General features: G+C 38.4%; 21 protein-coding genes. 18 read left to right on the top strand and 3 right to left on the bottom strand.

Annotated features, from left to right (window positions below; translation table 11 throughout):
- Nucleotides 1–35: 35 nt before the first annotated feature.
- Both HMPREF1212_RS12785 and HMPREF1212_RS12780 read left to right on the top strand, forming a co-directional pair.
- Nucleotides 36–1,211, top strand: a complete 1,176-nt coding sequence (locus HMPREF1212_RS12785; RefSeq protein ID WP_046149614.1) for a DUF418 domain-containing protein — start codon at nt 36–38, stop codon at nt 1,209–1,211.
- 49 nt (nt 1,212–1,260) lie between these two features.
- A complete protein-coding gene (locus tag HMPREF1212_RS12780) occupies nt 1,261–2,580 on the top strand; it encodes a sigma-54-dependent transcriptional regulator (protein ID WP_046149613.1) in 1,320 nt (439 codons plus the stop codon).
- On the opposite strand, the gene HMPREF1212_RS12775 is transcribed toward HMPREF1212_RS12780, so the two are convergent.
- Nucleotides 2,577–3,041, bottom strand: coding sequence for a TspO/MBR family protein (locus HMPREF1212_RS12775; protein WP_046149612.1), 465 nt, complete (start codon nt 3,039–3,041; stop codon nt 2,577–2,579). The two genes, HMPREF1212_RS12780 and HMPREF1212_RS12775, sit on opposite strands and share 4 nt — an antisense overlap.
- A gap of 377 nt (nt 3,042–3,418) precedes the next feature.
- Here HMPREF1212_RS12775 and HMPREF1212_RS12770 point away from each other — a divergent pair, with 377 nt between their 5' ends.
- The 8 genes from HMPREF1212_RS12770 (at nt 3,419) to rsgA (ending at nt 8,553) form a co-directional block, all read left to right on the top strand.
- Nucleotides 3,419–3,724 carry a hypothetical protein gene (locus HMPREF1212_RS12770; RefSeq protein ID WP_232430092.1) on the top strand — a complete coding sequence of 102 codons (306 nt, stop codon included), beginning with the start codon at nt 3,419–3,421 and terminating at the stop codon, nt 3,722–3,724.
- Nucleotides 3,672–4,976, top strand: coding sequence for a DUF3440 domain-containing protein (locus HMPREF1212_RS12765; RefSeq protein ID WP_046149610.1), 1,305 nt, complete (start codon nt 3,672–3,674; stop codon nt 4,974–4,976). Before HMPREF1212_RS12770 ends, HMPREF1212_RS12765 begins: the two co-directional genes overlap by 53 nt.
- Nucleotides 4,960–5,469 carry an IbrB-like domain-containing protein gene (locus HMPREF1212_RS12760; RefSeq protein ID WP_046146935.1) on the top strand — a complete coding sequence of 170 codons (510 nt, stop codon included), beginning with the start codon at nt 4,960–4,962 and terminating at the stop codon, nt 5,467–5,469. Before HMPREF1212_RS12765 ends, HMPREF1212_RS12760 begins: the two co-directional genes overlap by 17 nt.
- 105 nt (nt 5,470–5,574) lie before the next feature.
- Nucleotides 5,575–5,796: a DUF3791 domain-containing protein gene (locus HMPREF1212_RS12755; RefSeq protein WP_046150375.1), complete on the top strand. Its 222-nt coding sequence runs from the start codon at nt 5,575–5,577 to the stop codon at nt 5,794–5,796.
- Nucleotides 5,742–6,269, top strand: coding sequence for a DUF3990 domain-containing protein (locus HMPREF1212_RS12750; RefSeq protein ID WP_232430091.1), 528 nt, complete (start codon nt 5,742–5,744; stop codon nt 6,267–6,269). Before HMPREF1212_RS12755 ends, HMPREF1212_RS12750 begins: the two co-directional genes overlap by 55 nt.
- Before the next feature lies 1 nt (nt 6,270).
- On the top strand, nt 6,271–6,489 hold the full coding sequence (locus HMPREF1212_RS12745) for a hypothetical protein (RefSeq protein ID WP_046149608.1): 219 nt from the start codon (nt 6,271–6,273) through the stop codon (nt 6,487–6,489).
- 232 nt (nt 6,490–6,721) lie between these two features.
- Complete coding sequence (locus tag HMPREF1212_RS12740; protein ID WP_046149607.1) at nt 6,722–7,501, top strand: class I SAM-dependent methyltransferase; 780 nt, start codon at nt 6,722–6,724, stop codon at nt 7,499–7,501.
- The gene (gene rsgA, locus HMPREF1212_RS12735; protein WP_046149606.1) at nt 7,498–8,553 is read left to right on the top strand and encodes a ribosome small subunit-dependent GTPase A; all 1,056 of its coding nucleotides are present in this window, start codon (nt 7,498–7,500) and stop codon (nt 8,551–8,553) included. Before HMPREF1212_RS12740 ends, rsgA begins: the two co-directional genes overlap by 4 nt.
- Nucleotides 8,554–8,615: 62 nt before the next feature.
- On the opposite strand, the gene HMPREF1212_RS12730 is transcribed toward rsgA, so the two are convergent.
- Together HMPREF1212_RS12730 and HMPREF1212_RS12725 are read right to left on the bottom strand one after the other, a co-directional pair.
- On the bottom strand, nt 8,616–9,443 hold the full coding sequence (locus HMPREF1212_RS12730) for a zinc finger domain-containing protein (protein ID WP_046149605.1): 828 nt from the start codon (nt 9,441–9,443) through the stop codon (nt 8,616–8,618).
- A 4-nt stretch (nt 9,444–9,447) separates the two neighbouring features.
- Complete coding sequence (locus tag HMPREF1212_RS12725; protein ID WP_052724987.1) at nt 9,448–10,599, bottom strand: GyrI-like domain-containing protein; 1,152 nt, start codon at nt 10,597–10,599, stop codon at nt 9,448–9,450.
- 345 nt (nt 10,600–10,944) lie between these two features.
- Here HMPREF1212_RS12725 and HMPREF1212_RS12720 point away from each other — a divergent pair, with 345 nt between their 5' ends.
- From HMPREF1212_RS12720 to HMPREF1212_RS12685, 8 genes are all read left to right on the top strand, one after another.
- Nucleotides 10,945–12,492, top strand: coding sequence for an ATP-binding protein (locus tag HMPREF1212_RS12720; RefSeq protein WP_046149604.1), 1,548 nt, complete (start codon nt 10,945–10,947; stop codon nt 12,490–12,492).
- Between the two features lie 211 nt (nt 12,493–12,703).
- Nucleotides 12,704–14,152, top strand: coding sequence for a hypothetical protein (locus HMPREF1212_RS12715; RefSeq protein WP_046149603.1), 1,449 nt, complete (start codon nt 12,704–12,706; stop codon nt 14,150–14,152).
- Between the two features lie 2 nt (nt 14,153–14,154).
- A complete protein-coding gene (locus HMPREF1212_RS12710) occupies nt 14,155–15,861 on the top strand; it encodes a hypothetical protein (RefSeq protein WP_046149602.1) in 1,707 nt (568 codons plus the stop codon).
- Nucleotides 15,862–16,276: 415 nt separating this feature from the next.
- Nucleotides 16,277–17,815 (top strand): reverse transcriptase domain-containing protein, encoded by a 1,539-nt coding sequence (locus HMPREF1212_RS12705; protein WP_046149601.1) that lies wholly within the window; start codon nt 16,277–16,279, stop codon nt 17,813–17,815.
- Between the two features lie 1,136 nt (nt 17,816–18,951).
- Nucleotides 18,952–19,872, top strand: a complete 921-nt coding sequence (locus HMPREF1212_RS12700; RefSeq protein ID WP_052724986.1) for a tyrosine-type recombinase/integrase — start codon at nt 18,952–18,954, stop codon at nt 19,870–19,872.
- Between the two features lie 551 nt (nt 19,873–20,423).
- Nucleotides 20,424–21,683 (top strand): DUF3575 domain-containing protein, encoded by a 1,260-nt coding sequence (locus tag HMPREF1212_RS12695; RefSeq protein ID WP_232430090.1) that lies wholly within the window; start codon nt 20,424–20,426, stop codon nt 21,681–21,683.
- A 14-nt stretch (nt 21,684–21,697) separates the two neighbouring features.
- On the top strand, nt 21,698–22,618 hold the full coding sequence (locus HMPREF1212_RS12690; protein ID WP_046149599.1) for a DUF5119 domain-containing protein: 921 nt from the start codon (nt 21,698–21,700) through the stop codon (nt 22,616–22,618).
- Nucleotides 22,619–22,648: 30 nt separating this feature from the next.
- Complete coding sequence (locus tag HMPREF1212_RS12685; protein ID WP_046149598.1) at nt 22,649–23,605, top strand: fimbrillin family protein; 957 nt, start codon at nt 22,649–22,651, stop codon at nt 23,603–23,605.
- Nucleotides 23,606–23,634 lie beyond the last annotated feature (29 nt).

Raw genomic sequence — 23,634 nt, 5'->3', positions numbered from 1 at the left:
TGCGTCCATTATTAAAAAAGACCAATAGTTATACCATGAAGCACGAAATGCCACTCAAGTCGGCACGCATTGAAGTTGTCGACGCCCTAAGAGGTTTTGCCGTTATGGCGATTATGTTTTTGCATAATATCGAACATTTTAATTTCTATGAGTTTCCCGAAGCGACTACCGAGTTTATGAAGTCGTTGAACGAAGGTGTTTGGGATACGTTGTTTTTTCTCTTTGGCGGGAAAGCGTATGCTATCTTCTCCCTGCTGTTCGGATTTAGTTTCTTCATACAATATAATAACCAGGCTAAGAAAGGGAAAGACTTCCGTCTGCGTTTCCTGTGGCGGTTATTTCTGCTGTTCCTGATCGGATGTTTTAATGGTGCATTCTTCCCCGGTGATATCCTGGTGTTGTATGCGATAGTAGGTGTCATCCTGCCCCTGGTTTGCAAATGGAGCGATAAAGCTGTGTTGATAACGGCTATTCTCCTGATGCTTCAGCCTGTAGAATGGGCAAAGTTCCTTTATGCGCTGAACAACCCCGACTATGTGGCTGCTCCGGGACAATGGCTGGTGCATCATAGAAATATGTATCCCTTCCTGGAACAGACGGACTTCTGGGCGATGGTGAAGTCGAACCTGTGGGACGGACAGCTTTTCAGCCTGTTATGGGGTTGGGGACATGGCCGTTTCTTCCAGACCGCTTCCCTGTTCCTGATCGGTATGTTGATAGGACGCCGGCAATTCTTTGTCGATCTGTCCGGTCATCGTAAGTTCTGGCTTCGTACGCTCCTGATCAGTGCTGTCTGTTTCATCCCTCTGTATTATTTTACGGAGGCTTTACCCGGTCTGTTTACAAATAAGAGTATGTTGTCTCCGCTCAATACGATTTTCTCATCCTTCCGTAATTTTGCATTCATGTGTGTACTGGTGGCTGTCTTTGTCTTTCTTTGGCAACAGGTTTCGGGATACAAAGTGTTGCATGGACTGGTACCCTATGGGAAAATGAGTCTGACTAACTATCTGAGCCAGTCTATTATAGGCTCATTTATCTATTTCGGTTATGGTTTGTCGCTGTATAGCGAATTGGGCGTTGCCGCCAGTTTCGGAGTAGGGATCGTACTGTTTATCCTTCAGCTGGGCTTCTGCCATTGGTGGTTAAAGAATCATAAACAGGGACCGTTCGAAGGAGCCTGGCGTAAAGCAACCTGGATTTGTTCCTGATTTATTCCTAAAATATATATCTTTGCGTAAGGATTTAATATAATTAAGTATGCTATCAGTTCTTATTGTTGAAGATGATATAACTTTTTCTTTAATGCTCACAACCTGGTTAGGAAAGAAAGGTTTTGAGGTAAAAGCACTTAGCTCGGTTTCGGATGCAAAACGCCAGATTGAGAGTGTCAGCTACGACCTGATCTTGTCGGATTTACGTTTACCGGACGGTGACGGGATCGACTTGTTGAAGTGGGTGAAGGAAAAATATGCCTCTTTGCCTTTGATCATGATGACTAGTTATGCGGAGATACAGACCGCCGTGCAGGCCATTAAGCTGGGAGCATCCGATTATATAGCCAAACCTCTGAATCCGGAAGAGTTGCTGAGTAAGATCCGTGAGGTGGTGAAAACGCCTGCGGTAGAACATACGTCGGCAAAGAAATCGCCGGAAGGGAATACTTATATTGAAGGGCAAAGTCCTGCCGCCCGTCAGTTGTTCGACCACGTCCGCTTGGTTGCCCCGACGGATATGTCGGTACTGATCACCGGGGCGAGCGGTACGGGGAAGGAATATATAGCCCGCCGTATCCATGAGCAGAGTAATCGCAGTAAGGCTCCGTTTATTGCAGTCGACTGTGGGGCGATCCCTAAAGATCTGGCGGCATCTGAGTTTTTCGGTCATGTGAAAGGTTCGTTTACCGGGGCGATAGATAATAAGACCGGTGCTTTTGTGGCTGCTCACGGAGGAACGATCTTTCTGGATGAGATCGGTAACCTGACCTACGAAGTGCAGGTACAACTTCTTCGTGCCTTGCAGGAACGTAAAGTGAAGCCGATCGGTACAAATGAAGAGATCGCTATCAATGTCCGGTTGATCTCTGCCACAAACGAGAATCTGCGGACTGCCATCGATAAAGGTGATTTCCGTGAGGATCTTTATCACCGTATCAATGAGTTTACGGTTCGTATCCCGGATTTGAAAGAGCGGAAGGAAGACTTGTTGCTTTTCGCGAATAATTTCCTCGACCAGGCGAATGCCGAGCTCCAGAAAGATATCATCGGTTTTGATAACGAGACGATCCGTCTTTTCCAGTCTTATTCATGGCCGGGTAACCTGCGTCAGATGAAGAATGTCATCAAATATGCCACCCTTCTGGCCACCGGCCGGTACATCACCCGTCGTGAACTCCCTGAAGAGCTGACGGAAGCCCCGGAAAAAGACACTCGCATCCTCCTGAAAGACGAAACCCATGAATGCGAACTCATCAAACGCGCTCTCCATGAATCCGGCAACAACAAAACCCGTGCCGCCCAACTATTGGGAATCGACCGGAAAACGCTTTATAATAAACTGAAGCTTTATAATTTGGATTAGTTATACATCAATATATACCCATTCAAATAGGTTGCAAACAACAGCCATATTGCGTATGGTATGAAAAGTATTGAGCTGGCTTTGTTTACCTGATAACTCTTCAATGTGTAATTGATAACGAAGATGTCGAGCAACAGGATATTGATAAATCCGATCAGCGGGTTCTGGATATAAAAGAAACTGATGCTCCAGGTGAAATTGAAAAATAGCTGAAAGATAAATGCTTTGATGAAGAACCTTCTTCGCTCTATGGTCGAGTTGATTAGTAGTCCGATGGATAACCCCATGCATACATAGATAATACTCCATGCAATCGGGAAAACAATATTTGGAGGAGTTACCGCCGGTTTGATAAGGGTTGGATACCAGTTCTTTATTGCGTCAGCTTGAAAGTAGCTGGCGGAAAGCCCTACAAGGAAACAAACCAAGATAGGGATAATAATATTCAATGCTTTTCTCATGATTTTTCGCTTTTCTTATTGAATAACAATAGGAACTTCGCTCTTGTTGTCTGAAAGTAGAAAGTTTTTGTGATGTGTGATATGGGCGGGATATCGTATTGTGTTTTCTGCTGCTCCTGAAAATTAAAGGGTGAACTCTTTATTTTAAGTTAAAATATTAGCTGTTAATACCCTTTGGTATAGTATTTTGTTTATTTTTGTGTTTCGAAGGATTTGTATAATCTTAGTCTCTTTGGAATATGAATATAGAAGTGTTATCCGGAATCGCCCCGAGGCTATATGAATTAGTTGCTCCACTAGTTATGAGTTGTAGCGTTTTGCGACAGAATAATAATTATCCTTTCAAAACATCTAAACATTATTTATGGTTTGTCGCTATGGAAAGAGACACGGTGATAGGGTTTATACCCGTTGAAATCAAAAGCACTTGTGTCGTTATTAATAACTATTATGTGAAAGGAGAGGACAACGCGGTATTGGCATCCCTGATCGATGCTGTTTTGGAACATTTCAAGAATATTTCGGTTGTCCGGGCCGTTGCCCATACCCGGCATAAAGAGCTCTTTGCTTCAGCTCATTTTTTCGTAACTCAAGAATGGAAACTATATAATAAAATGGAGTATAGATGTGATGATGAGAGAGAAGCTCAATGTGTACGAAGCAGTACAAGTTCGGTTGGATAAGATATTTTCTGACTTCGATAACGTATACGTCTCCTTTTCCGGAGGTAAGGACAGTGGTGTTTTGCTGAATTTATGTATTGACTACATACGCGAACACCGTCTGAAACGGAAACTGGGAGTCTTTCACATGGACTATGAGGTGCAGTATCGGGAAACCACTTCTTATGTAGACCGCGTATTGTCTTCCAATTCCGATATTCTGGAGGTCTACCGGGTGTGCGTCCCTTTTAAGGTTCCTACATGTACTTCGATGTTCCAAAACTACTGGCGTCCGTGGGACAGGGAGTTGCAGGATTTATGGGTGAATAAGATGCCTGAAAACTCGCTTTGTGTGGAGGACTTCCCGTTTTATGATGAGAATATGTGGGATTACCAGTTTCAGTTAAAGTTTGCGGAATGGTTGCATGAAAAAAAGGATGCCGGACGCACCTGTTGCCTGATAGGGATACGGACACAGGAAAGTTTCAACAGATGGCGCGCTATCCATATAAAGAACAAAGTACAGACTTACCGCCGGCTGAAATGGGTTCACCAGCTGGCACCACGTATATATAATGCTTATCCTATATTCGATTGGAAAACAAAAGATATATGGATTGCCAACGGCAGGTTCGGTTGGGATTACAATCACTTGTACGATTTGTTTTACCAAGCAGGAGTCCCGTTGGAAATGCAGAGAGTGGCAAGCCCTTTTATCTCCCAGGCCATAGCCAGCTTGAAATTATACCGGGCAATAGACCCGGATATGTGGGGGAAGATGATCGGGCGTGTCAACGGAGTCGGTTTTGCCGGGTTGTATGGCGGTACTTCTGCACTGGGATGGCAGTCTGTCAAATTGCCGCAGGGAATGACCTGGAAGTCCTATATGGAATTTCTATTGGGAACCTTGCCGGAGAAGACACGGGAAGGGTATTTGCAGAAACTTTCCGTCAGCATAAAATTCTGGCGTGAGAAAGGCGGTTGTCTGGCAGAAAACACCATCGAGAAGCTGATACAGGCAGGAATTCCGATACGGGTTGAAGGCCGTACAAATTACAAGACGGTAAAGAAACCGGTTCGGATGGAATATCTGGATGATATCGATATTCCGGAATTCCGCGAACTCCCAACCTATAAGCGTGTCTGTATCTGCATATTGAAGAATGACTACTATTGTAAATATATGGGCTTCTCACTGAATATTCACGAGAGGAAACAAAAGGAAGACATATTAAAACTTTATAACTCTGAATTATATGGAGGAATATACTAGTCCTGTGTACAAGGTAAGGGCTGTCCCTGTGGAAAAGGTGGTAGCCAACAGCTATAACCCCAATGTCGTAGCACCCCCGGAAATGAAATTGCTGGAAGTTTCTATCTGGGAAGACGGATTTACTTCCCCGTGTGTATGCTACTATGTTCCGGAGGAAGACATCTATGAACTGGTCGACGGCTACCACCGCTATATGGTGATGAAGACGTCAAAACGTATCTATGAGCGTGAACGCGGCTTGCTCCCCGTCACTGTCATCGAAAAAGACCTCTCCAACAGAATGGCTTCGACCATCCGCCATAACAGGGCACGTGGCACCCACAATATTGAATTAATGAGCCATATCGTTTCCGAGCTCTCCAAATGCGGCATGTCGGATGCCTGGATACAACGTAATATCGGTATGGACAGAGATGAAATATTGCGTTTGAAACAAATATCAGGTTTGGCGGAATTATTCTCTAATAAGGAGTTTAGCTTGTCGGAAGAATAATATGTTTTTTAAGAAATGATATTGATAGGCATGTGATGAAAAGAAAATATTATCTTTGTATTCATAGGAGTTAATTAAATGAATCTTGAATACAGGACTTTTATTATGGATAAAAAAGAATTAGATATAGCCTATTTCCTTTCGTTCTGTATCGAACAATATAAAGTGAAACAAGGTTTATCCGGTGAAGATACGATGAACTTATTTGAAAAATATAATGTATTATCATATCTGTCAGATAACTTTGAGGTACTGCATACTCAGGGTAGACAATGGCTAATGGAAGAAATAGAGGATTACATTACGAAACGAAAGGAGGAAGAATGAAGCTTTATCACGGAAGTTTGGATATAGTAGAAAGGCCACAAATACGGCTTGCTAATCGTACATTGGATTATGGTATTGGGTTCTATACCACTACTTCCGAAGAACAGGCTGAACTGTGGGTGAAGCGTAAAATCGGAGGAAAAGATAATAAAGGTTTTGTCAATGTCTATGAGTTTGATTTATCTTCTATGGAAAAGTTGAAAACATTACGTTTTACGGAGCCTACAGAAGAATGGTTGGATTTTGTAATGGCGAATCGCACGAATAGAAATTTTCATCATAACTATGATGTGGTATATGGTCCTGTTGCAAATGACCGTGTTTATGCAGCCTTTGCTTTATATGAGGGAGGCTTACTTAATAAGCAGGAATTAATTCAGGAGTTAAAGACTTATCTTTTGGTGGATCAGTTGCTGTTTCATACGGAAGATGCGTTATCTTATTTAATCTTTTTAGAAGCGAAGGAGGTTTAAAATGAACAGAGAAATTACAGATAAAAACCTTTATCTATTGTTACCTTCTAAAGTAAGCCTTCTAGCACAGATGTATGTGAAAGAACATGGAGGTTCAATAATAGAAGCCATACAAAAGTTTTATCATTCCAATACTTATAAAGTTTTGGAAAAAGAAAATTCTAAACTGTGGCATTATGGTGCTGTGGCTTTATATGAGGAATTTATGGATAAAAAATAAGCAAAACATGCTTTCCTGTAAAATATTATGTATCTTTGCCGCATGTTAAACAAACTATTTAAATCGGATTTGGTGTAGTAAACAATCTGTATTCCTTGTACAGGTTGTCCTTTTGTTTATTCTCGGGTAATTCTATCCGGGCATAATTTCTATTGTATTAATTCAATTTTAATCAGTGTACAATGATGACGGCATTGTTATGCTTTCACGGGTATACTATATACATAAAGAAATGAGTAACGAAAATAAAACAATTCACGAATTCGATTTTAATTTAATCTGCGAATACTTTTTAAATACAGAACGTCAGGGACCCGGAAGTCCAGAAGTGACTCTTAAAGCATTGGGCTTTATAGACAACCTTACCGATCAATCCCTTATCGCTGATTTGGGTTGTGGCACAGGCGGCCAGACAATGGTATTGGCACAGCATACACCGGGACATATTACCGGTCTTGACTTTTTTCCGGGATTCATCGACAGGTTCAACAGCAATGCCCGTGGGTTGAATCTTCAGGATAGAGTGAAGGGAATCGTCGGTTCGATGGACAACCTTCCTTTCGGAGAGGAAGAGTTAGACCTGATCTGGTCGGAAGGAGCCATTTATAATATAGGCTTTGAACGCGGACTGAACGAATGGCGCAAATATCTGAAAACAGGAGGATATATCGCCGTTTCTGAAAGCGCCTGGTTTACTGAAGAACGTCCGGCAGAGATTCATGATTTCTGGATGGAAGCTTATCCGCAAATAGATACGATACCCAATCAGGTTGCCCTGATACAAAAGGCGGGGTATCTTCCTGTCGCTTCTTTTATTTTACCCGAAACTTGCTGGACAGACCATTATTTTGCACCGTTGGTTAAAGCCCGGGAAAAGTTTCTGGCCAAATATCCGGGAAATAAAACTGCCGAAGAACTTATCGCGATGTCACATCACGAAGAGGAGTTATACCGCAAGTATAAAGGGTTTTACGGCTATGTATTTTATATCGCTAAAAAGATAACGCTATGATTCGTTTAAATATGTATGGTTGGAACGACCGGTTGAACCAACTAAAACAAGAATCGGCATATAATACATTGTCTCACGGGCGGATAGCCATCGTGCATCGTACCTGTTACGAGGTTGTATCCGATAGCGGACTGTACCAATGCGAGTTGACGGGAAATCTGATGTATGGGAAATCTGACTTTGAACTGCCCTGTACAGGTGACTGGGTACTGTTTCAACCATTCGACGATAGCAAAGGCATTATCGTTGGTATGTTGCCTCGTGAACGGACTTTATACCGCAAGAGAAATGGAACGGTAGCCGGAAAACAGGCAATTGCTTCGTATGTTGACAAGGCGTTTATCGTGCAGAGTCTCGATGATAATTTCAATATGCGCAGGGTGGAACGTTTCATGGTTCAGATATTGGAAGAAAACATCCATCCCGTATTGATACTCAATAAGGCTGATTTACCTTTTGATAAACAGGAGACAGAGGAAGCAATCAGGCACCTTACCCGTAGGATGCCGGTGTTCTTCACAAGTATCCATCAGCCTGAAACGGTCTCCCGGTTACGGGATTCCATATCGGAAGGCGAAACGGTTGTCTTTGTCGGTTCTTCGGGGGTAGGGAAGAGTTCTCTTGTTAATGCACTTTGTGAAAGGTCGGTGCTGCTGACGTCGGATATAAGCCAGTCCACCGGAAAAGGGCGGCATACTTCCACCCGGCGGGAAATGGTCTTGATGGACGGTTCAGGTGTTTTAATCGACACTCCGGGTATCCGTGAGTTTGGATTGACTGTAGATAATCCCGATTCATTAGCCGAAATGCTGGAAATCTCCAACTATGCAGAATCGTGCCGTTTCAAGGATTGTACACATACCAATGAACCCGGCTGTGCTATTCTGGAAGCAGTTGCTGAAGGTTCGCTAGATATCAAAGTGTATGAAAGCTATCTGAAACTAAAACGTGAAGCCTGGCATTTCTCCGCTTCCGAGCATGAAAAACGTAAAAAGGAAAAATCCTTTACAAAGCTCGTGGAAGAAGTGAAGAGGCGCAAGGCTGATTCCTGATTTTATATTTATGGTGCAGGTGTCTTCGGATTCCTGCACCGTATTATATTTGTATCCATATTTTATATTTTTTGGCAAGTAGGACAGTAGTAAACGGCTCCGCCGCCGTTAGATGTATCTTTAATAATAGAATTACCACATCTTGGACATGGATTATTCAATGTGTTTCTGGACAAAATGGTTTTATAGTTCCCATGTTTGCCGAACAGGTCTGTTTCAGTATCTCTTCCGCCTTGAAGAATCATACTCTTTAAGGTCGTTTTGATCGATTGCAATAAGGCCGATTTATCGGTATCTGTCAATGAACTTATTTCCCTTTTAGGATTAATTTTTGCATTGAACAGTATGTCTTGCAATACTCCGTTTCCCAAACCGGGAATGCGTTGTTCTGCAGCCAACAGCATTTTAACTGATAATTTAGGCTTTAAACCAATAAATAGCTTCTCAAAATAAGAATCATTGAATTCGCTATTTAGCGGAGAGATGCTTTCTGCGCTTTTTTTGTAATATACTTCGTCATATATTCCGGTATATGCAGCTATCACTCCAAACATACCTACGGTAAAAGCAAGATAGGTATTATCATCAAGTGTAAGCAATAGTTGATAATTATCCGGCATCTTGTCCGATATTATACCGTATTTCAGGTTTGTTCCATCTCCGAAACTGATTTTTGTGCCTTTATCCAATATTATATCTACATACATACCAAAACTTTCGGAAGATTTGATTTCTCTTCCGGTAAGTAGTTTGCCATAAGTGAGGGGATCGCCATAATAGAATGTATTCTTATGATATTTTGTGGCATTGAATACTTCTGTGATAACTCTACCTTTTAAGGCAACATCGATCTGCTTCGCTAATGTTTGATTTTCCGGTAATTCTTTCATGGTATTATTTCTTTGTTGTTTTTTCAATAGGAATATATATTTCTGTCAATAAGTTATTATACTCTTCTTCTATTGGAGTCTTAATATATAACTCGAAACTTAATGTGTTTTTCTGTCGATATTCACTCTGTGGAAGCCATGTTAAGTAAATGTATCTATATAAATCGGGTAAAGAGGAATAATCGCCTTCATATTTGAATACCGCATAATGTCCGGCAGGTATTTCCATCATTCCGAATTTGCCTTTTGCCTTCACTTTTTGATTAACAGTAAGTCCGATAATAAAGCGGCAATTGCTATAAACTGTAATAAGCGGGTCATCCATACTCACGCTTATAAATCTGTTTTCAGGACTTTTTGTAATATTGCTTTCTGCAAAAGATAGTAGTTCTTTCCATATATCCTTATAGGCTTTCATCGTAGAACACGTATTATCAATGGTTCTATAAATCATACTTAAACTACTAATCTTCTTAATTAGAGGTAATCTTTTTTCTGGAAGTATGGGCGCTTCATTATAGGACTGTTGTTTGTATTGCTGTTTATAATCTGATGGAGACAACCCAAAGTGTTTCTTAAACGCTTTGGATAGGCTATGTTTGGTTTGATAGTTAGTTTGCAGCACGATGTTGTTCAGAGAAAGGTTTGCTGTCAAAAGTAGATGTGCGATATATTCTAAACGTATACGCTGGATATAAACTCCTATGCTTTCGCCGGTGTACTCTTTAAATATACGCAGGAAATGGAACTTTGATAGTCCGGCAATTTTGGATAATTGTTCGGTATTGAGCATATCAAACAAATGGCTGTTGATATAAACCTTTATCCGATTTATTATTTCATGATAAATATTTTCAGTGTCAATCTTTTGCTTCCATCGTTTAAGGGTAGGTAATCTTTTGTTAAGAACAGTTCGAAGTTCATTCGGTGTATATTGGGTATGAACATGATTATTGAAAAGATCAGTATTCTCAACCCATACATCAATTACTTTTTTCATTGAATAATCCACTGTGTATTGCCCATTTTGATAACAGTAGACACAATATTCATCACATTTCGTTTGATCGCCATTAGTTCCAAGAAGTTCTTCCTGATTTATATCTAATGGCATTCCGCAACTTTGGCAGTATCTCTTTTCTATTTCCAACTCCATAATTAACTATTCGAATTATATCATGCAAATATAGAGAAGATATATCCGGAAAGGTTGTCCGGTGTTGCTATCTTATTGTGAATTAGTATCTTTTTTGACATGACTACTTTAGAATAGGATAAGTTTTATTCTGCCAATAAAATGATAAGTGTGCATTTTTGTTTTGTGTATAAAACAAAAATAGACTTTTCCGCTCGCCAGAAAGTCTTACTTGTTATATCAACAGATGCAACAACTATTTACATAAGACGTACAGTGTATAACCAATTAACCTATTCTTTTTTTGTAAATGCCGATCTTTATTGCGTACTTTGCGTAAAAGGTATTACTTCAATCAGATGAATTATGGCAAAGCTTTATCCTATCGGTATACAGAATTTTGAGAGTCTTCGTCAGGACGGATATATCTATGTTGACAAAACAGAGCTGATTTATCAATTAGTGAAAACTGGACGCTATTATTTTCTGAGTCGTCCACGCCGTTTTGGGAAAAGCTTGCTTATTTCTACTTTGGAAGCTTATTTTCTGGGGAAAAAGGAGTTATTTGAAGGGTTGGCTATCGAAAAGCTGGAAAAAGATTGGTTGGAATATCCTGTACTTCACTTAGATTTGAATGCTGAAAAATTCGATAGTCCTGAACGTCTCGATGCTTTGTTAAGCAATCAGTTGACACAGTGGGAAGATCTTTATGGCCGTGGAAAAGATGAAACAACACTTTCGCTTCGCCTTAAAGGAGTAATCCGAAGGGCAGCCAAACAGACCGGGCAACGTGTTGTAATTTTGATTGACGAATACGATAAGCCGATGTTACAGGCATTGGATAATGATGAACTGCAAGAGATATATCGTGATACTTTGAAAGCTTTTTATGGTGTGATGAAGAGTATGGACGGGGATATCAAGTTTGCTTTCTTAACAGGGGTAACCAAGTTTGGGAAAGTGAGTGTGTTCAGCGATCTGAATAATTTGGACGATATTTCGATGAAAGGACCTTTTGCTTCTATTTGCGGCATTACAGAAGAGGAATTGCACGAATATTTTGATGAAGATATTAAAGCGCTTGCTTCATCTCTTTCCTTAACAAATGAAGAAGCTTGTGCAGAATTAAAAGGATGTTATGACGGTTATCATTTTGTGCCGAATGGTCCCGGTATGTATAATCCTTTCAGTTTACTTAATACCTTCAAGTATTTGCAGTTTGGTAGTTACTGGTTTGAAACAGGTACACCAACCTATCTGGTAAAATTGTTAAAACACTCTCATTATAACTTGTATAACATGGTGCATACGGAAACGGATGCCGATGTTTTGAATAGCATTGACTCCACATCTGTTAACCCAATACCCGTGATTTATCAGAGTGGATATCTGACAATCAAAGGATATGATCGTGAATTTGGTATTTATCGTCTGGGATTTCCTAATCGTGAAGTGGAGGAGGGCTTTATGAAATATTTGCTTCCTTTCTATGCCAATACGGATAAAGTCGATTCTTCTTTCCATATTCAGAAGTTTGTTCGTGAGATACGTTCCGGCGATTATGATTCCTTCTTCCGCCGTCTGCAAAGTTTTTTTGCCGATACTCCTTATGAGTTGGTTCGTGATTTGGAGTTACATTATCAGAATGTCCTGTTTATTGTGTTCAAATTGATTGGTTTCTATGTAAAAGTAGAATACCATACTTCGGAAGGCCGTATCGACCTGGTATTGCAAACGGATCGTTTCATTTACTTGATGGAATTCAAACTGAATGGAACAGCAGACGAGGCTCTACGCCAGATCAATGAAAAAGGCTATGCGCTTCCTTTTGCATCCGATCCCCGCCAAATATTTAAGATAGGAGTGAATTTTAGTGCAAAGACTCGCAATATAGAGGAGTGGAAAGTAGAGTAATGATTAATAAGGCATTATCTGTGTGAGTAGATTTAGTTATAAAGTTCACTATATTACTGTAAAATCCTATGAATACATCTTTTTTGATAAAGAAGGACAAAATCCCAACCCTTTTATAAAAAAACTATTCTTTTTGTTAAATTAGTATTATTATTTTTATAACTGTTGTACATATTTTTTCTATCTTGCATCAAAATTGGAATATTATAAAATGAGCAATTTAATAGAAGATAATCTCTTGCAGTTAAGTGTACAAGATATATACTCAACTCTAGTGGCTTTAAATCAAAATAGTGATGATATATATTGTTATGAATATCATGATAGTATAAAATCTTTATGTCATCATGATAATGTGAAAGCTAAAGAACTTTTTTATTCCATCATTGAGGGGAAAATATTTACAGGTCTTTTGGTTGATATTTCGGTATTGATACTATTAGAAATAGCAGAGAGTGATTTTGAATGGGCATATAAGGAAGCAAGGTTTACAATAGAAATTAATAGAGAGATTTCGATTCGAGTATTATCTTACTTAAAATATAGTTCTGGAATACAACTAGAGGAGGCCTTTTCCTATGTAGAAAGTAAAGGAGATATCTTTATTTTGAAAGATTATATATTATTTTATTCTCAAATTTTGAATAACCTTTATTGTAGTGAAAAGCAACAAAATAAGTGCTTTCAATACTTTGTGTCAATACTTAATTCGCATTCAGATGAAAAAGTGGAACGAGAAATATTTTTTAGTTTAGCATCTTTATCAGGATATGAGCAAGAGAGATTTGATTTATATATCAATCATTTTATAAGTAAAGATTTTGCAATAGAGCAGATGGATAAATACTTTTGTAGATTTAAAAGTATTCATTACATTTTTGATCTAATTATTTCACTATCTTGTTTTATTAGGGATAAAGGAGAAAAACCTGATATACATATATTTGCTCAATCTTTATGTTCTTTTCAAAGAAAAAACGAAGAAGAAACAAATAATGGGATATTATGGATGCTTACACAGAATGACCCCGAAATACGAATGGATGCAGTACATCTAATAATTGACAGTCAATACAATATAAATAACTTAAATTTAACTGTCCTGAATGAATTAGAGCAACTTAGAGCTCTTGAAGTATTGTTGTGGAATTGGCTTGCTGATTATAAGAAAAGACTAAAGTTAGTATTACAGCTATGGAACTCTTCGTATAAAAATGTTGTTACATATTTGCAGCAATGTTTATCTTATTATGTTAGTTATTGTTATTATGGTTCATTATATGAAGATATAAAAAACTATGGCGTGTCAGATTTTTTTTTAGAACCTATAAATAATAGCTTAAAAGAGCAAAAGACTATTATTGCAGAAAAAGAAAAGATAAATGAACTTAATTCTTGTGTGAATGATAGCAAAATGAGAAAACTATATTTTAAATTAGAAGGGGAGGAGCACTCAAAATTATTACAACATAGCAATGAAGATCTTTTTTTTAAGCTCATACATACAGTACAGATAGTTAGAGGTACAGGATGGCAAATAGGCCAGAAAGATATCTCCCTTTTGGGGAAAGTATCAACATCAATGACAGTTAATATGCAAGTCTATCGTTTCCCATATCTTATAGAAAGATATTATAATAAATTTATAAGTCGATTTTGATAATGAATATTAAATCAATTATTATATCAGATTATTTAAGTTCCTTAAAGGAAGATAGTGAACTTGATGTTATATTTCCATTACTTCTTGAGGCAATGGGGTTTTCTGTTTTGTCCAAACCTAAAGAAACAAAAGGTTATCAGCAATATGGAAAAGATATTATTGCTGTAGGTATAGATGAAGATGGAATAAAAAAGCGATTTTATTTTGAATTAAAAGGAGGTGAAGATAGAAATATTAATTCACATGTGTTTAATAAACAAGATGGTATTGTTGAATCACTTCGTGAAGCTAAGTATGTTGATTATTCTTTTTCTAATAAACGCTATGAAAATCTGCCTCTTAAGGTTGTTGTCGTTCACAATGGAGAACTAAAATCAGATGTGCAACAATTATTTAATGAATTTTTGGATAAAGAAATTAGACAGTCAGGTAAGGTTGAAGCAGAACGATGGGGGTTATCTGAACTTACACAATTGTTTGATAAGTTTTTGTTTGGACCATATTTGTTGACTGATGAAAAACAGGTTCAACTTTTCAATAAAGTAATTATTAACTTGAATGCATATGAAAATGAAGTTAATAGTGATTTTGAAAATTTGTTAGATTCTATATTGCAAAAATCAATAAAATGTTTTACAAAATATAACAGAAAGAATATACTAGTATTCCAGACTATAAAATTAATTAGTTTTATTATATATTCTGAATCTGAATTTACTTATAACAATTTACTTATTGCAAAAAAATATTTGACATGTTTAGTTATGAAATTTTGGTATTGGATACTAAAAAATAAATTGGATATTCCTAATAAATACTCAAAACATATAAATGAAATAATAGGTTTCTATATTTTTGTTATTAGTAAATATTTAGAGAAATTATCTAAATTTTCGCTTGTTTATGGTGGATTTTATTATGAAAAAGGTGGTCGCTATGAATCGATTGGATACAATATTCGAACATTTGATTATATAGACTATTTAATAGCTCTTTTAGGAGACTCTACTGATAGCATAAAGGAATATACTAAATATATTACTAATGTGATTACAGCAAATCCTGTTTTGTATTCTCCCATACTAGATATACAAGTTAATACAATAGTTCTAATACTAAATCTTTATATAAAAGCTAACGATTTTGTAAATGCTAAATTCTATTTGAAAGAAGTCTTGGTTTATCTCCAATGGATAAAGTGTCATTTTGATTATTTACCAGATGCTAATAACGATATTGAAAATGTAATTAAATTAAAAGTAACAGGTAAAAAACCTATATATTATAGTGATTCTACTTCTCCAATGTTAGCAATTCTACTTGAATATACAGCTATTTTAGATATGGAAGAGGAATATATAATTATTAGAGATCTTGTTATTGAGAAAAATATAGATTTAGGTCTATTTATTCCATATTATAGCATAAAAGAAGATTTTCTTGCAGATAAGGAGAATGATTTAGAAGAACAACTTTTTTCTAAAAGGTTCTTTAATGATGGTTTTCAAAAAACAATAATGCTTAAAAATTTGGATGAAAAAAAACTTACATTTGAAGAATATAAACAATTTATATTAGTTCAAAAAGAGGAATTTGTCTATGAATATCGAACAAAGAAAGCTGGGTATGGTTTTTTAATAGATATTGCTCATATCTATTTTAGAACTCCTTTTTTTCCTGATAAGTGGAGGTGTAATATTGATTAAATGATTATAAACACTATGATGACTGTCAAAAAAATATGGATTTACTTTTTTGACTTAAAAATATTTTATAATTTTGTTTCAAAATAGGAGAGTATTTCTGAACAGAGCTTTTACTATCGTGGACAATTTCTTGACTTATGCTACATGGTGCATAAGGATGACCGTTCTGATTAGACAAGAGTTTGGGAGGAATTCCTCTAGTAATAGAGAGCCTGATACCAATATGTCTAAGAAGGTAACGAGTAATTCTTTCTTTGGTTTCATACTTGTTAAGAAATTAATGATGTGAACTATTTGCAAAGATACGGATATTATTCTATCTATAAGGGGTGAGGTTTTTATATGACCTTGGACAGTTCACCTTGTAAAGCTATTAAAGACCCCGAGTAAGAATACTCTCCTTTTCTTTAAATTTATGGACAAAAAAGGAAATTGGTTCAAAATAAAAAAATATAGTCATATTGGACAACCTTTATCTTATAGCCAAAAGCATGATGTTGAATCATACATAAGAAATAAAGATAAGGTTGCTCAACATGCTTTCTTCCCTCTGATTCGAAGAGTAATGAAGAAGTATCGATATGTCTCTAAAGGTGATACTCAACATAAAGTAAAAAGAGCAAAATGTCGTTTTATATCTTATGCAACACATTTGGATTCTGCAATATATTCTTTTTACGCCCAACAAATTTCAAATTACTATGAACAGTTTCTTGTTCAAAATAATTTAGCAGATAATATTATCGCCTATCGAACTTTATCATGTAAAGATAGAAAAGGGAATAAGTGTAATATAGATTATGCTAAAGAGGTATTTTGTTTTATAAATGAGAAACTTGTTTTTGAAGATGTTGCTGTTATTGTTTTTGATATTAAAGGTTTCTTTGATAACTTGGATCATAAATTGCTTAAGTATTCATGGAAAAAGATATGTCAATTGGATTCTATGGATGCAGCAAGCTATGCGATCTATAAGAATATTATAAAATACTCATATGTAGAAGAAAATAAATTATTTGATTTATTCAAAGATAAGATTATTTGTCAAACTCCAACCGGTATAAGATCAAAGAAGATAAAGAAAAAAAAATATTTGCGTGATAAAAAAGCTATTGCTTTTTGTGAAAGAGTCGATATTGGTATTATTAGGGAAGCCAATTTAATACGGAAAGGTAATTTTGATTATGAAAATCAGAGATATACTCATAGAGGGATTCCGCAAGGATTACCCATAAGTGCTGTTTTAGCAAATATTTATATGAACTATTTTGACAAAAATATATCTGAAGATATAGCGACATTTGGTGGTTTATATAGACGATATTCTGATGATATAATAATTGTATGCCCTATAAAGTATGGTGTCTTTTGGAAAAATTATATAATTGATCAAATACAATCTGTCAAACTAACAATAGAAGAAAGAAAAACAAATTTGTTTAATTTTAGGAAGTTGGAGAATAGATTAAATATTTGTGAACATGAGAATTTGGGAACTAATAAACAACTTGAATATTTAGGCTTTTCTTATGATGGAAATAGAATATTAATCAAAAATAGTGGATTAGGAGCATACTATTATAAGATGCAGAGAAATACAGAAAGATGTATATATTTTTCTATTCATAATCATAATAAAAAAAATAGAGGTAAACTTTTTGAAAATAAGTTAGTATACCGATTTACAAAATTAGGTTCTCGAAAACATCGTATATTTGTCCGATCAAAATCAAAGCCTTATTATTTTTATGATTCGAAGAGGAGATCTTTAGGTAATTATTGGAGTTATGTTAATAAATCTGCTAAAATAATGAATAGCCCAAATATTCTATCGCAATTGAGGAGAAATAAAGCCAAATTGAAATTAAAGATAATAGCTGCTAGGTCTATTTTACCTGATGTTATCTGTAGGCGCGAACGTGATACATTAATTAAGTATGGACGTTTGTTCTAATTTTAAACAACAATGACTTTTTTCGTGTTCTTCTTTCTATATTTACTATATGTTGTAATATTAAATGTGTTAGTGAATAAAAGAAATGAACCCTATGAAGTCATGAAATAACAAATTGTATTCGTAAAGCTTTAGGTGTGAAGTTCTAAGACTTAAATTCTATTTTATAGAAGGAATGTGAATGATAATGTTATTCTCTATTAAACCGGAATTTATGATAAATTTCATAGCTAAGAAAAAATATGAATATCGAAAATCTATTTTTATGAATGATGAGATCATTTTGGGCATTGTGTATGATAGTTGAAGAATTGACTATTAAAGATGTTTTAATGAATTAATCTTAGACTAAAAGTTATTTGATGAATAATTCATTGTACGAGATTGGATTTATATAATTCAAATTGGAACATATATCATTATGTGATAATCCGATAGATCCTTATGAAAAATGAATTTCATTTGTTTCTCCTCAATCTTTTTTGAAATATCGATAATTTGTTTGAAGAGTTGGAACCAGAATTTATATCCTTTTGACATTCTGTTAATTCATATACTCTTTCTTTGCTATATATAAAGGTAAAGGACAGTTCAAAAGTATTTATCCCCTCAATCCGGAGTTTAATAATGACGGATTGAGGGGATTTCCTTTTTAGCGGTGACATTCAGATAGTTAAAAATGCAATCATTATGATGATTTCAGGCTAAATGGCAGAGATGAGACAAAACCAACTACAATCTGTCACATAAAAATGGCCTATCCAGAAAGAGCTTCCAGCTTTGTAAAAGGTATATTAGCCTACTTTTAGAGCATACCCCCGAAGTAAATTCCCTAATATTCTGCATATGTTAAAAATTTCATTGTAATGATTAGTCCAGTTCATTGTGATAAGTGCATGAAGTCATTGTGATGACTTCCCCAAGGCATTATGATGATCGGGAAGAATCATTGCAATGAATTTGTGTAAAGGTGGAAATGAGGGTAGGAAATGATGGTGAAAGATGTGGTTTTCTTTCTAAAACATGCTTTTTTAGAGATGCTGCCGTTAGTGAAAACCGTGAAAACCGAACAATCTGCAAGCTGGGAATGTTTATCTTTATCTTTTTGATTAATAACGATAAAGAAGGAAAAAGTTATGAGAAATAAAGATTTTTGCAGGCTGATGCTTGAGCAGGAAAAGCAGAAGCGCAGTAATGGGGATGAAAGCACGGCCGATTTGTATCGGGCTACCCGAAATCATTTTGCTGCATTCATTCGTGAGGGAGGAAAGAGCGGGTTGCTGGGGGATGTGACGCAGGATGTAGTGCTGGAGTTTGTCTTGTATTTGAAGGGAAAGAAACTGCGTGTAAATTCGGTGAATAGTTATATTAGTAATCTACGTGCGATGTACAACCGTGCTTGCCGGGGGTGGAAAGGGCGGCCTGAGGAACGGCCGTTCGAGGGGATGCAGTTGCAGCGGGAGGAGACCGTTAAACGGGCGGTTCCGGTGGAAGTGATTAAGCAGATGGCTGCACTCGATCTGGAAGAAGAACCGGAGAAAAAGCTGGCGGTGGATATGGCCCTGTTTTCTTTTTTGGCTTGCGGTATGCCTTTTGCGGATATTGTTCGTCTAGGAGGGGAGAACCTGGTTGAAGAAGGAAAAGTGTTGTCGTATCGCCGGCAAAAAACAGGTGCACTGATCGAGATGGAAGTTTCGGAGCCTATGCAGTTACTGATCGATCGTTACAGGCGGGCGGATTCCAAATATCTTTTTCCTGTGTTACAGGAGGGAGCTACGCATGAACAGTATAAACAATGTCTGGCACAGGAAAATCAATATCTGGCAGATGTACAGGTCTTATTGGGTTTATCTGCAAAGCTGACGACCTATGTTTTCCGTCATAGCTGGGCATCTGCGGCTTATCATCTTGGGATACCGATCGCTATTATCAGCCAAGCCCTGGGGCATTCTTCCGAAAAAATGACACGCATTTACTTGTCTGCTTTTGATGCAGGTAAGGTAGGAGAAGCAAATAAAAGGGTTTCTGAAGGTGTGAAGGAACTGATGGCTGCATAAATTATCCTTATTTATATAATAAGGTAATTCCCTCTCTTTTTGTTTCATATCCAAGCCTTTACAACTTGTGGATTTCGCAAAAGAGTTTGAATGCTCTGCAAACATAGGAAGAATCTTGTGGAAAAACAAAGCTTTTGGGTAAAATCCTAAAAAAAACATATAGAATTTGTATTAATTAACCTAGTTTCCTGCTTGTGACCTTTAAATCATAATTTTCAAAGAATAAGACATAAGGCGGGTGAAGACTGCTGTCTTATTAATATCCGTTTGAAAAAAACTGTTATCATTTTTACATGTTTTTACTCCACAAAATATTGAAATAAGACATCAATCCAAAATATCCCAGGGGCAAAACTCATTAAATCCCCCTTAAAACCGAGGTGCTTTTTATCCTTTCCCTTATTATATAAATAAGGAAGCTATTTAGAGGTCGAACGGATAATCGAAGGCTAGTATTGATATAATATATGTATAGGATAAAAATACCATATTGTCAAATCCCGTTGAAACGGATTTTTCTGTTGCTGGTTTACTGTTTGCTAGAAACTGGTATGACTGCGCAGACAACGACTTATCATAAGGCGGAGTCCTTTTTATTTTCTTTTAAAGAGAACAGCGATATGTTCCTGGCAGACTATGGCGACAATGCTTACCAACTGGAACGGATGGGGCGATTACTCGATGCTTCCCGCAACCGTTTGCTGAAAGACAACTCCCACCTTTTAATCGTTTCGCATGTGGATGCCTACGGTGGTGAAGAAGAGTCGGTGATCAACGAAGCTTCCCTGCGCGCGAACCGTATCCGTGCTTATCTGAAGGTCCGTTTCGATATTCCTCACGAATGTGTTGCTTTTTATATCGACCGTAGCGGTAGTTATCGTGACCGGGTGCATGTGTATGAGGTGTATAAACCACTTCCGTGGTTTGCCAATACCTCGATCCATTACAGTGAGAGCCATTACCCGGTTGCGATAAAAGCGGCGATCGACCGATATGGTGTCGTTCCTTATGTCGACCTGTACCGCCGTGGAGAGAAGGGAGGTTATGACCGTGAAGTGTATCGTATAGACGATCCTCTTTTTGACCGGACGGAACTGGAAGATTACCGGCTGGCATCGGTTGCGGATACCCTGCGGGTAAAAACAGAGCGTAAGATAACTGTACCGGAAGAAACAAGAGTGACACCGGTGGAACAGCCAGTCGTTGCAGTGAAAGCGGAACGTAAAGCTGCATATCTTGCCGTCAAAACCAACCTGCTTCCGTGGTGCACTGTTGTCCCTTCGGTGCGTCTGGGAACCGGCGAAACAAAGATAGAAGCTGGATCTTTTATGCCGAATCTGGCACTGGAATACTTTTTTGCCGACCGTTGGTCGATCGCCGTATCAGGCATGTATTCCGATTTCTCTTATAAGAATAAGGTACGCGATCACTGGTCTGTCTCTTCTTTTTCCATCGAATCCCGTGTGTGGCCATTGCGTCCGGGTGAGTTTGTATGGCTTAATACCGGATTGTTCGGCGAGTACGGCGATTTTGACATACGAGGCAGTGCGATCGATCCGGATAAGGATATTCTCTATGGTCGGACCGGTCGTTTCCGGACGGCAGGTGCCAGTGTTGGTTGTCTGATTCCTTTCGGGAAAGGTTTCTGTATGGAGGCTGGGGTACGGGCAGGTTATCGTTCGGTGTCGGAGGGAAAGAAATACCGTTACGATAAAATGGACGATAAGAATTATCTGGAAACCCGTTTTTCGTCGACAGGTTTTATGATTGGGTTGAATGTCAGCTTGGTATATCGTTTTCAAATCAGATAAGGAAAGGAGGGAATATGGGTAAACATAAAAACAATAGAATAAAGAAATGGGTAATATGCCTGGTCGGCGCCCTGGCCTTGACGGCATGTACCTATCATACGCCGGATGAAGACTGGGAGAAAAATGGGAGGGTGCGCTTGCTTCTCGATTGGCAAACCCGAGCACAGCCTTCGGTCATGACTTACCATTTCTATAAAGATGGAACAGGCAGTCCCGTTGTGCGACGTGGGGATGCTTGGGGATATGAAGGAACACTTCCGGCGGGATATTATAAAGTGGTTGTTTGTAATACCGACTGTGAGAATGTTTTGCTGGAGACGGAAAACGGATATGACGGGGCTTGTGGGAGGGCCCGGCAGGTATCTTCCCTGAAATCGTCACCGGTCTTGATCGCACAACCGGGTAATTTGTACAGTACCGGTTGTGAACAAATCGATATCGGGGGCGAAGAAATTGCAGTACGGGAATTAAGTCCCGCCAGTGTGGTTCGCAGGCTGGAGCTGAATATAAAGATCACAAGCGGAGAGACGGGTGAGGTGGTTCAATGTGAAAAACTGACCGGGCGGCTCACCGGTCTATCTCTGGGCGTATATCTTTCAAGTGGCAAACCTTTTTCCGGTACGTCTGCCTTTATGGTATTCGAGTCTGAGTTAACCTCTTCCGGAGTATATACCACGATACAGAATCTGTTCAGCCTGCCGGAAAAGGATGCCGGTAGCAGTCCGATCTGTCTTCTGTTGGACATGGAACTGGCGGACGGAATAGAAGTTTCCACGTCGATCGATATTACAGAAGAGATCGGTAACGCATTCATAGAGAATACGTTTTCGGTGATACTCGACCTGACGGTCAGGTACGATGAAATAGGCGGCTTGACTATTCTGCTGGCGGAATGGAAAAAAGGAAATGAAGGTTCGGGTATCGTCGATCCCTGAAATGGAATAACAATTAAACACTGGTATAATATGAGAACAAGTGAATTTTTAGCAGCAAGTATGTTGGTCGCCGTTTTTCTGGTAGGTTGTACCAACACAGAAGAGCCGGTGACGGCAAATAGTGAAGAAGCGATCCGCATAACGGCGGGTATCGGAGAAACTACCCGTGCGGTGATCGATGCCGGTTATGGCACGGATCTGAATGTGTCGTTTGCCCGGATCGATAACCTGCCCGCAGGGACAAACTGGAATATGCCGTCGATCGATGCTATCCGTACTGGTGGTGCAGGTAATACGGCGATCACTTTCGAGCAGGAACAAAACTATCTGGCGGCAAACGGAGTGTCGGCCCTGATCGGCTACTATCCCCGCAAGACTCCGGAAGCAGGGACGGCCAATCCGTTACGTGTCGTTTACACGATTACCGGAGATGAAGATATTATGGCAACGGAGATACAGACAGGATGGTTGGCAGCCCCGTTCGAAGTATTCACCTTTAATCACCTGCTTACCCAGTTGCAATTTATTTGCGTGGGTTCTGCTGAAGCTGTTGCCAAATGGACGGCAGTCACTTCCATAACGATAAAAAATATAACCACAGAATTGACACTTTCGCTCGATAAAACGACGGGCGCCAGCTTAACGGCTACCGGTGTTGCCAATAAGAGTTTATTGGTAAAGAACTGTCCGGCGGCTGTCTCGGTTGTCGGTCAGGCTACTCCCCGGACCGGCTACCTGATGCTTTATCCGGTAGCGGAGATGGGAACGGCTGCGGCTGCGATCGACCTGGAAGTGAAAGCAACTTACGACGGAGTGGGAAAAACACTGCCTGTTTCTATCACGAATATTGATGGTGGAGTACAGACGGGACAATCCCACCTGATCACGCTCACCTTTGCGGAGGACGGCACGATCATAGCAGAGGCCGGTATTGCCGTCTGGCAGCCGGGTAATGGTGGAGGTGCCGTGATAACTCCCGGAGAATAAAGTAATTGTTTCAGATACGGATTACATTT

Origin of the sequence: Parabacteroides sp. HGS0025 (assembly GCF_000969845.1) — a bacterium.
In the GTDB taxonomy this organism is placed as follows: domain Bacteria; phylum Bacteroidota; class Bacteroidia; order Bacteroidales; family Tannerellaceae; genus Parabacteroides; species Parabacteroides gordonii.
Note: the sequence above shows the minus strand (reverse complement) of the source record. Positions and strands in the feature narration are given on the sequence as shown.

Bases quoted from the DNA above. Each gene is read 5' to 3' on its own strand.
- HMPREF1212_RS12785 (WP_046149614.1), top strand. From the start codon at position 36: ATGAAGCACGAAATGCCACTCAAGTCGGCACGCATTGAAGTTGTCGAC.
- HMPREF1212_RS12780 (WP_046149613.1), top strand. From the start codon at position 1,261: ATGCTATCAGTTCTTATTGTTGAAGATGATATAACTTTTTCTTTAATG.
- HMPREF1212_RS12775 (WP_046149612.1), bottom strand. From the start codon at position 3,041: ATGAGAAAAGCATTGAATATTATTATCCCTATCTTGGTTTGTTTCCTT.
- HMPREF1212_RS12770 (WP_232430092.1), top strand. From the start codon at position 3,419: ATGGAAAGAGACACGGTGATAGGGTTTATACCCGTTGAAATCAAAAGC.
- HMPREF1212_RS12765 (WP_046149610.1), top strand. From the start codon at position 3,672: ATGATGAGAGAGAAGCTCAATGTGTACGAAGCAGTACAAGTTCGGTTG.
- HMPREF1212_RS12760 (WP_046146935.1), top strand. From the start codon at position 4,960: ATGGAGGAATATACTAGTCCTGTGTACAAGGTAAGGGCTGTCCCTGTG.
- HMPREF1212_RS12755 (WP_046150375.1), top strand. From the start codon at position 5,575: ATGGATAAAAAAGAATTAGATATAGCCTATTTCCTTTCGTTCTGTATC.
- HMPREF1212_RS12750 (WP_232430091.1), top strand. From the start codon at position 5,742: ATGGCTAATGGAAGAAATAGAGGATTACATTACGAAACGAAAGGAGGA.
- HMPREF1212_RS12745 (WP_046149608.1), top strand. From the start codon at position 6,271: ATGAACAGAGAAATTACAGATAAAAACCTTTATCTATTGTTACCTTCT.
- HMPREF1212_RS12740 (WP_046149607.1), top strand. From the start codon at position 6,722: ATGAGTAACGAAAATAAAACAATTCACGAATTCGATTTTAATTTAATC.
- rsgA (WP_046149606.1), top strand. From the start codon at position 7,498: ATGATTCGTTTAAATATGTATGGTTGGAACGACCGGTTGAACCAACTA.
- HMPREF1212_RS12730 (WP_046149605.1), bottom strand. From the start codon at position 9,443: ATGAAAGAATTACCGGAAAATCAAACATTAGCGAAGCAGATCGATGTT.
- HMPREF1212_RS12725 (WP_052724987.1), bottom strand. From the start codon at position 10,599: ATGGAGTTGGAAATAGAAAAGAGATACTGCCAAAGTTGCGGAATGCCA.
- HMPREF1212_RS12720 (WP_046149604.1), top strand. From the start codon at position 10,945: ATGGCAAAGCTTTATCCTATCGGTATACAGAATTTTGAGAGTCTTCGT.
- HMPREF1212_RS12715 (WP_046149603.1), top strand. From the start codon at position 12,704: ATGAGCAATTTAATAGAAGATAATCTCTTGCAGTTAAGTGTACAAGAT.
- HMPREF1212_RS12710 (WP_046149602.1), top strand. From the start codon at position 14,155: ATGAATATTAAATCAATTATTATATCAGATTATTTAAGTTCCTTAAAG.
- HMPREF1212_RS12705 (WP_046149601.1), top strand. From the start codon at position 16,277: ATGGACAAAAAAGGAAATTGGTTCAAAATAAAAAAATATAGTCATATT.
- HMPREF1212_RS12700 (WP_052724986.1), top strand. From the start codon at position 18,952: ATGAGAAATAAAGATTTTTGCAGGCTGATGCTTGAGCAGGAAAAGCAG.
- HMPREF1212_RS12695 (WP_232430090.1), top strand. From the start codon at position 20,424: ATGACTGCGCAGACAACGACTTATCATAAGGCGGAGTCCTTTTTATTT.
- HMPREF1212_RS12690 (WP_046149599.1), top strand. From the start codon at position 21,698: ATGGGTAAACATAAAAACAATAGAATAAAGAAATGGGTAATATGCCTG.
- HMPREF1212_RS12685 (WP_046149598.1), top strand. From the start codon at position 22,649: ATGAGAACAAGTGAATTTTTAGCAGCAAGTATGTTGGTCGCCGTTTTT.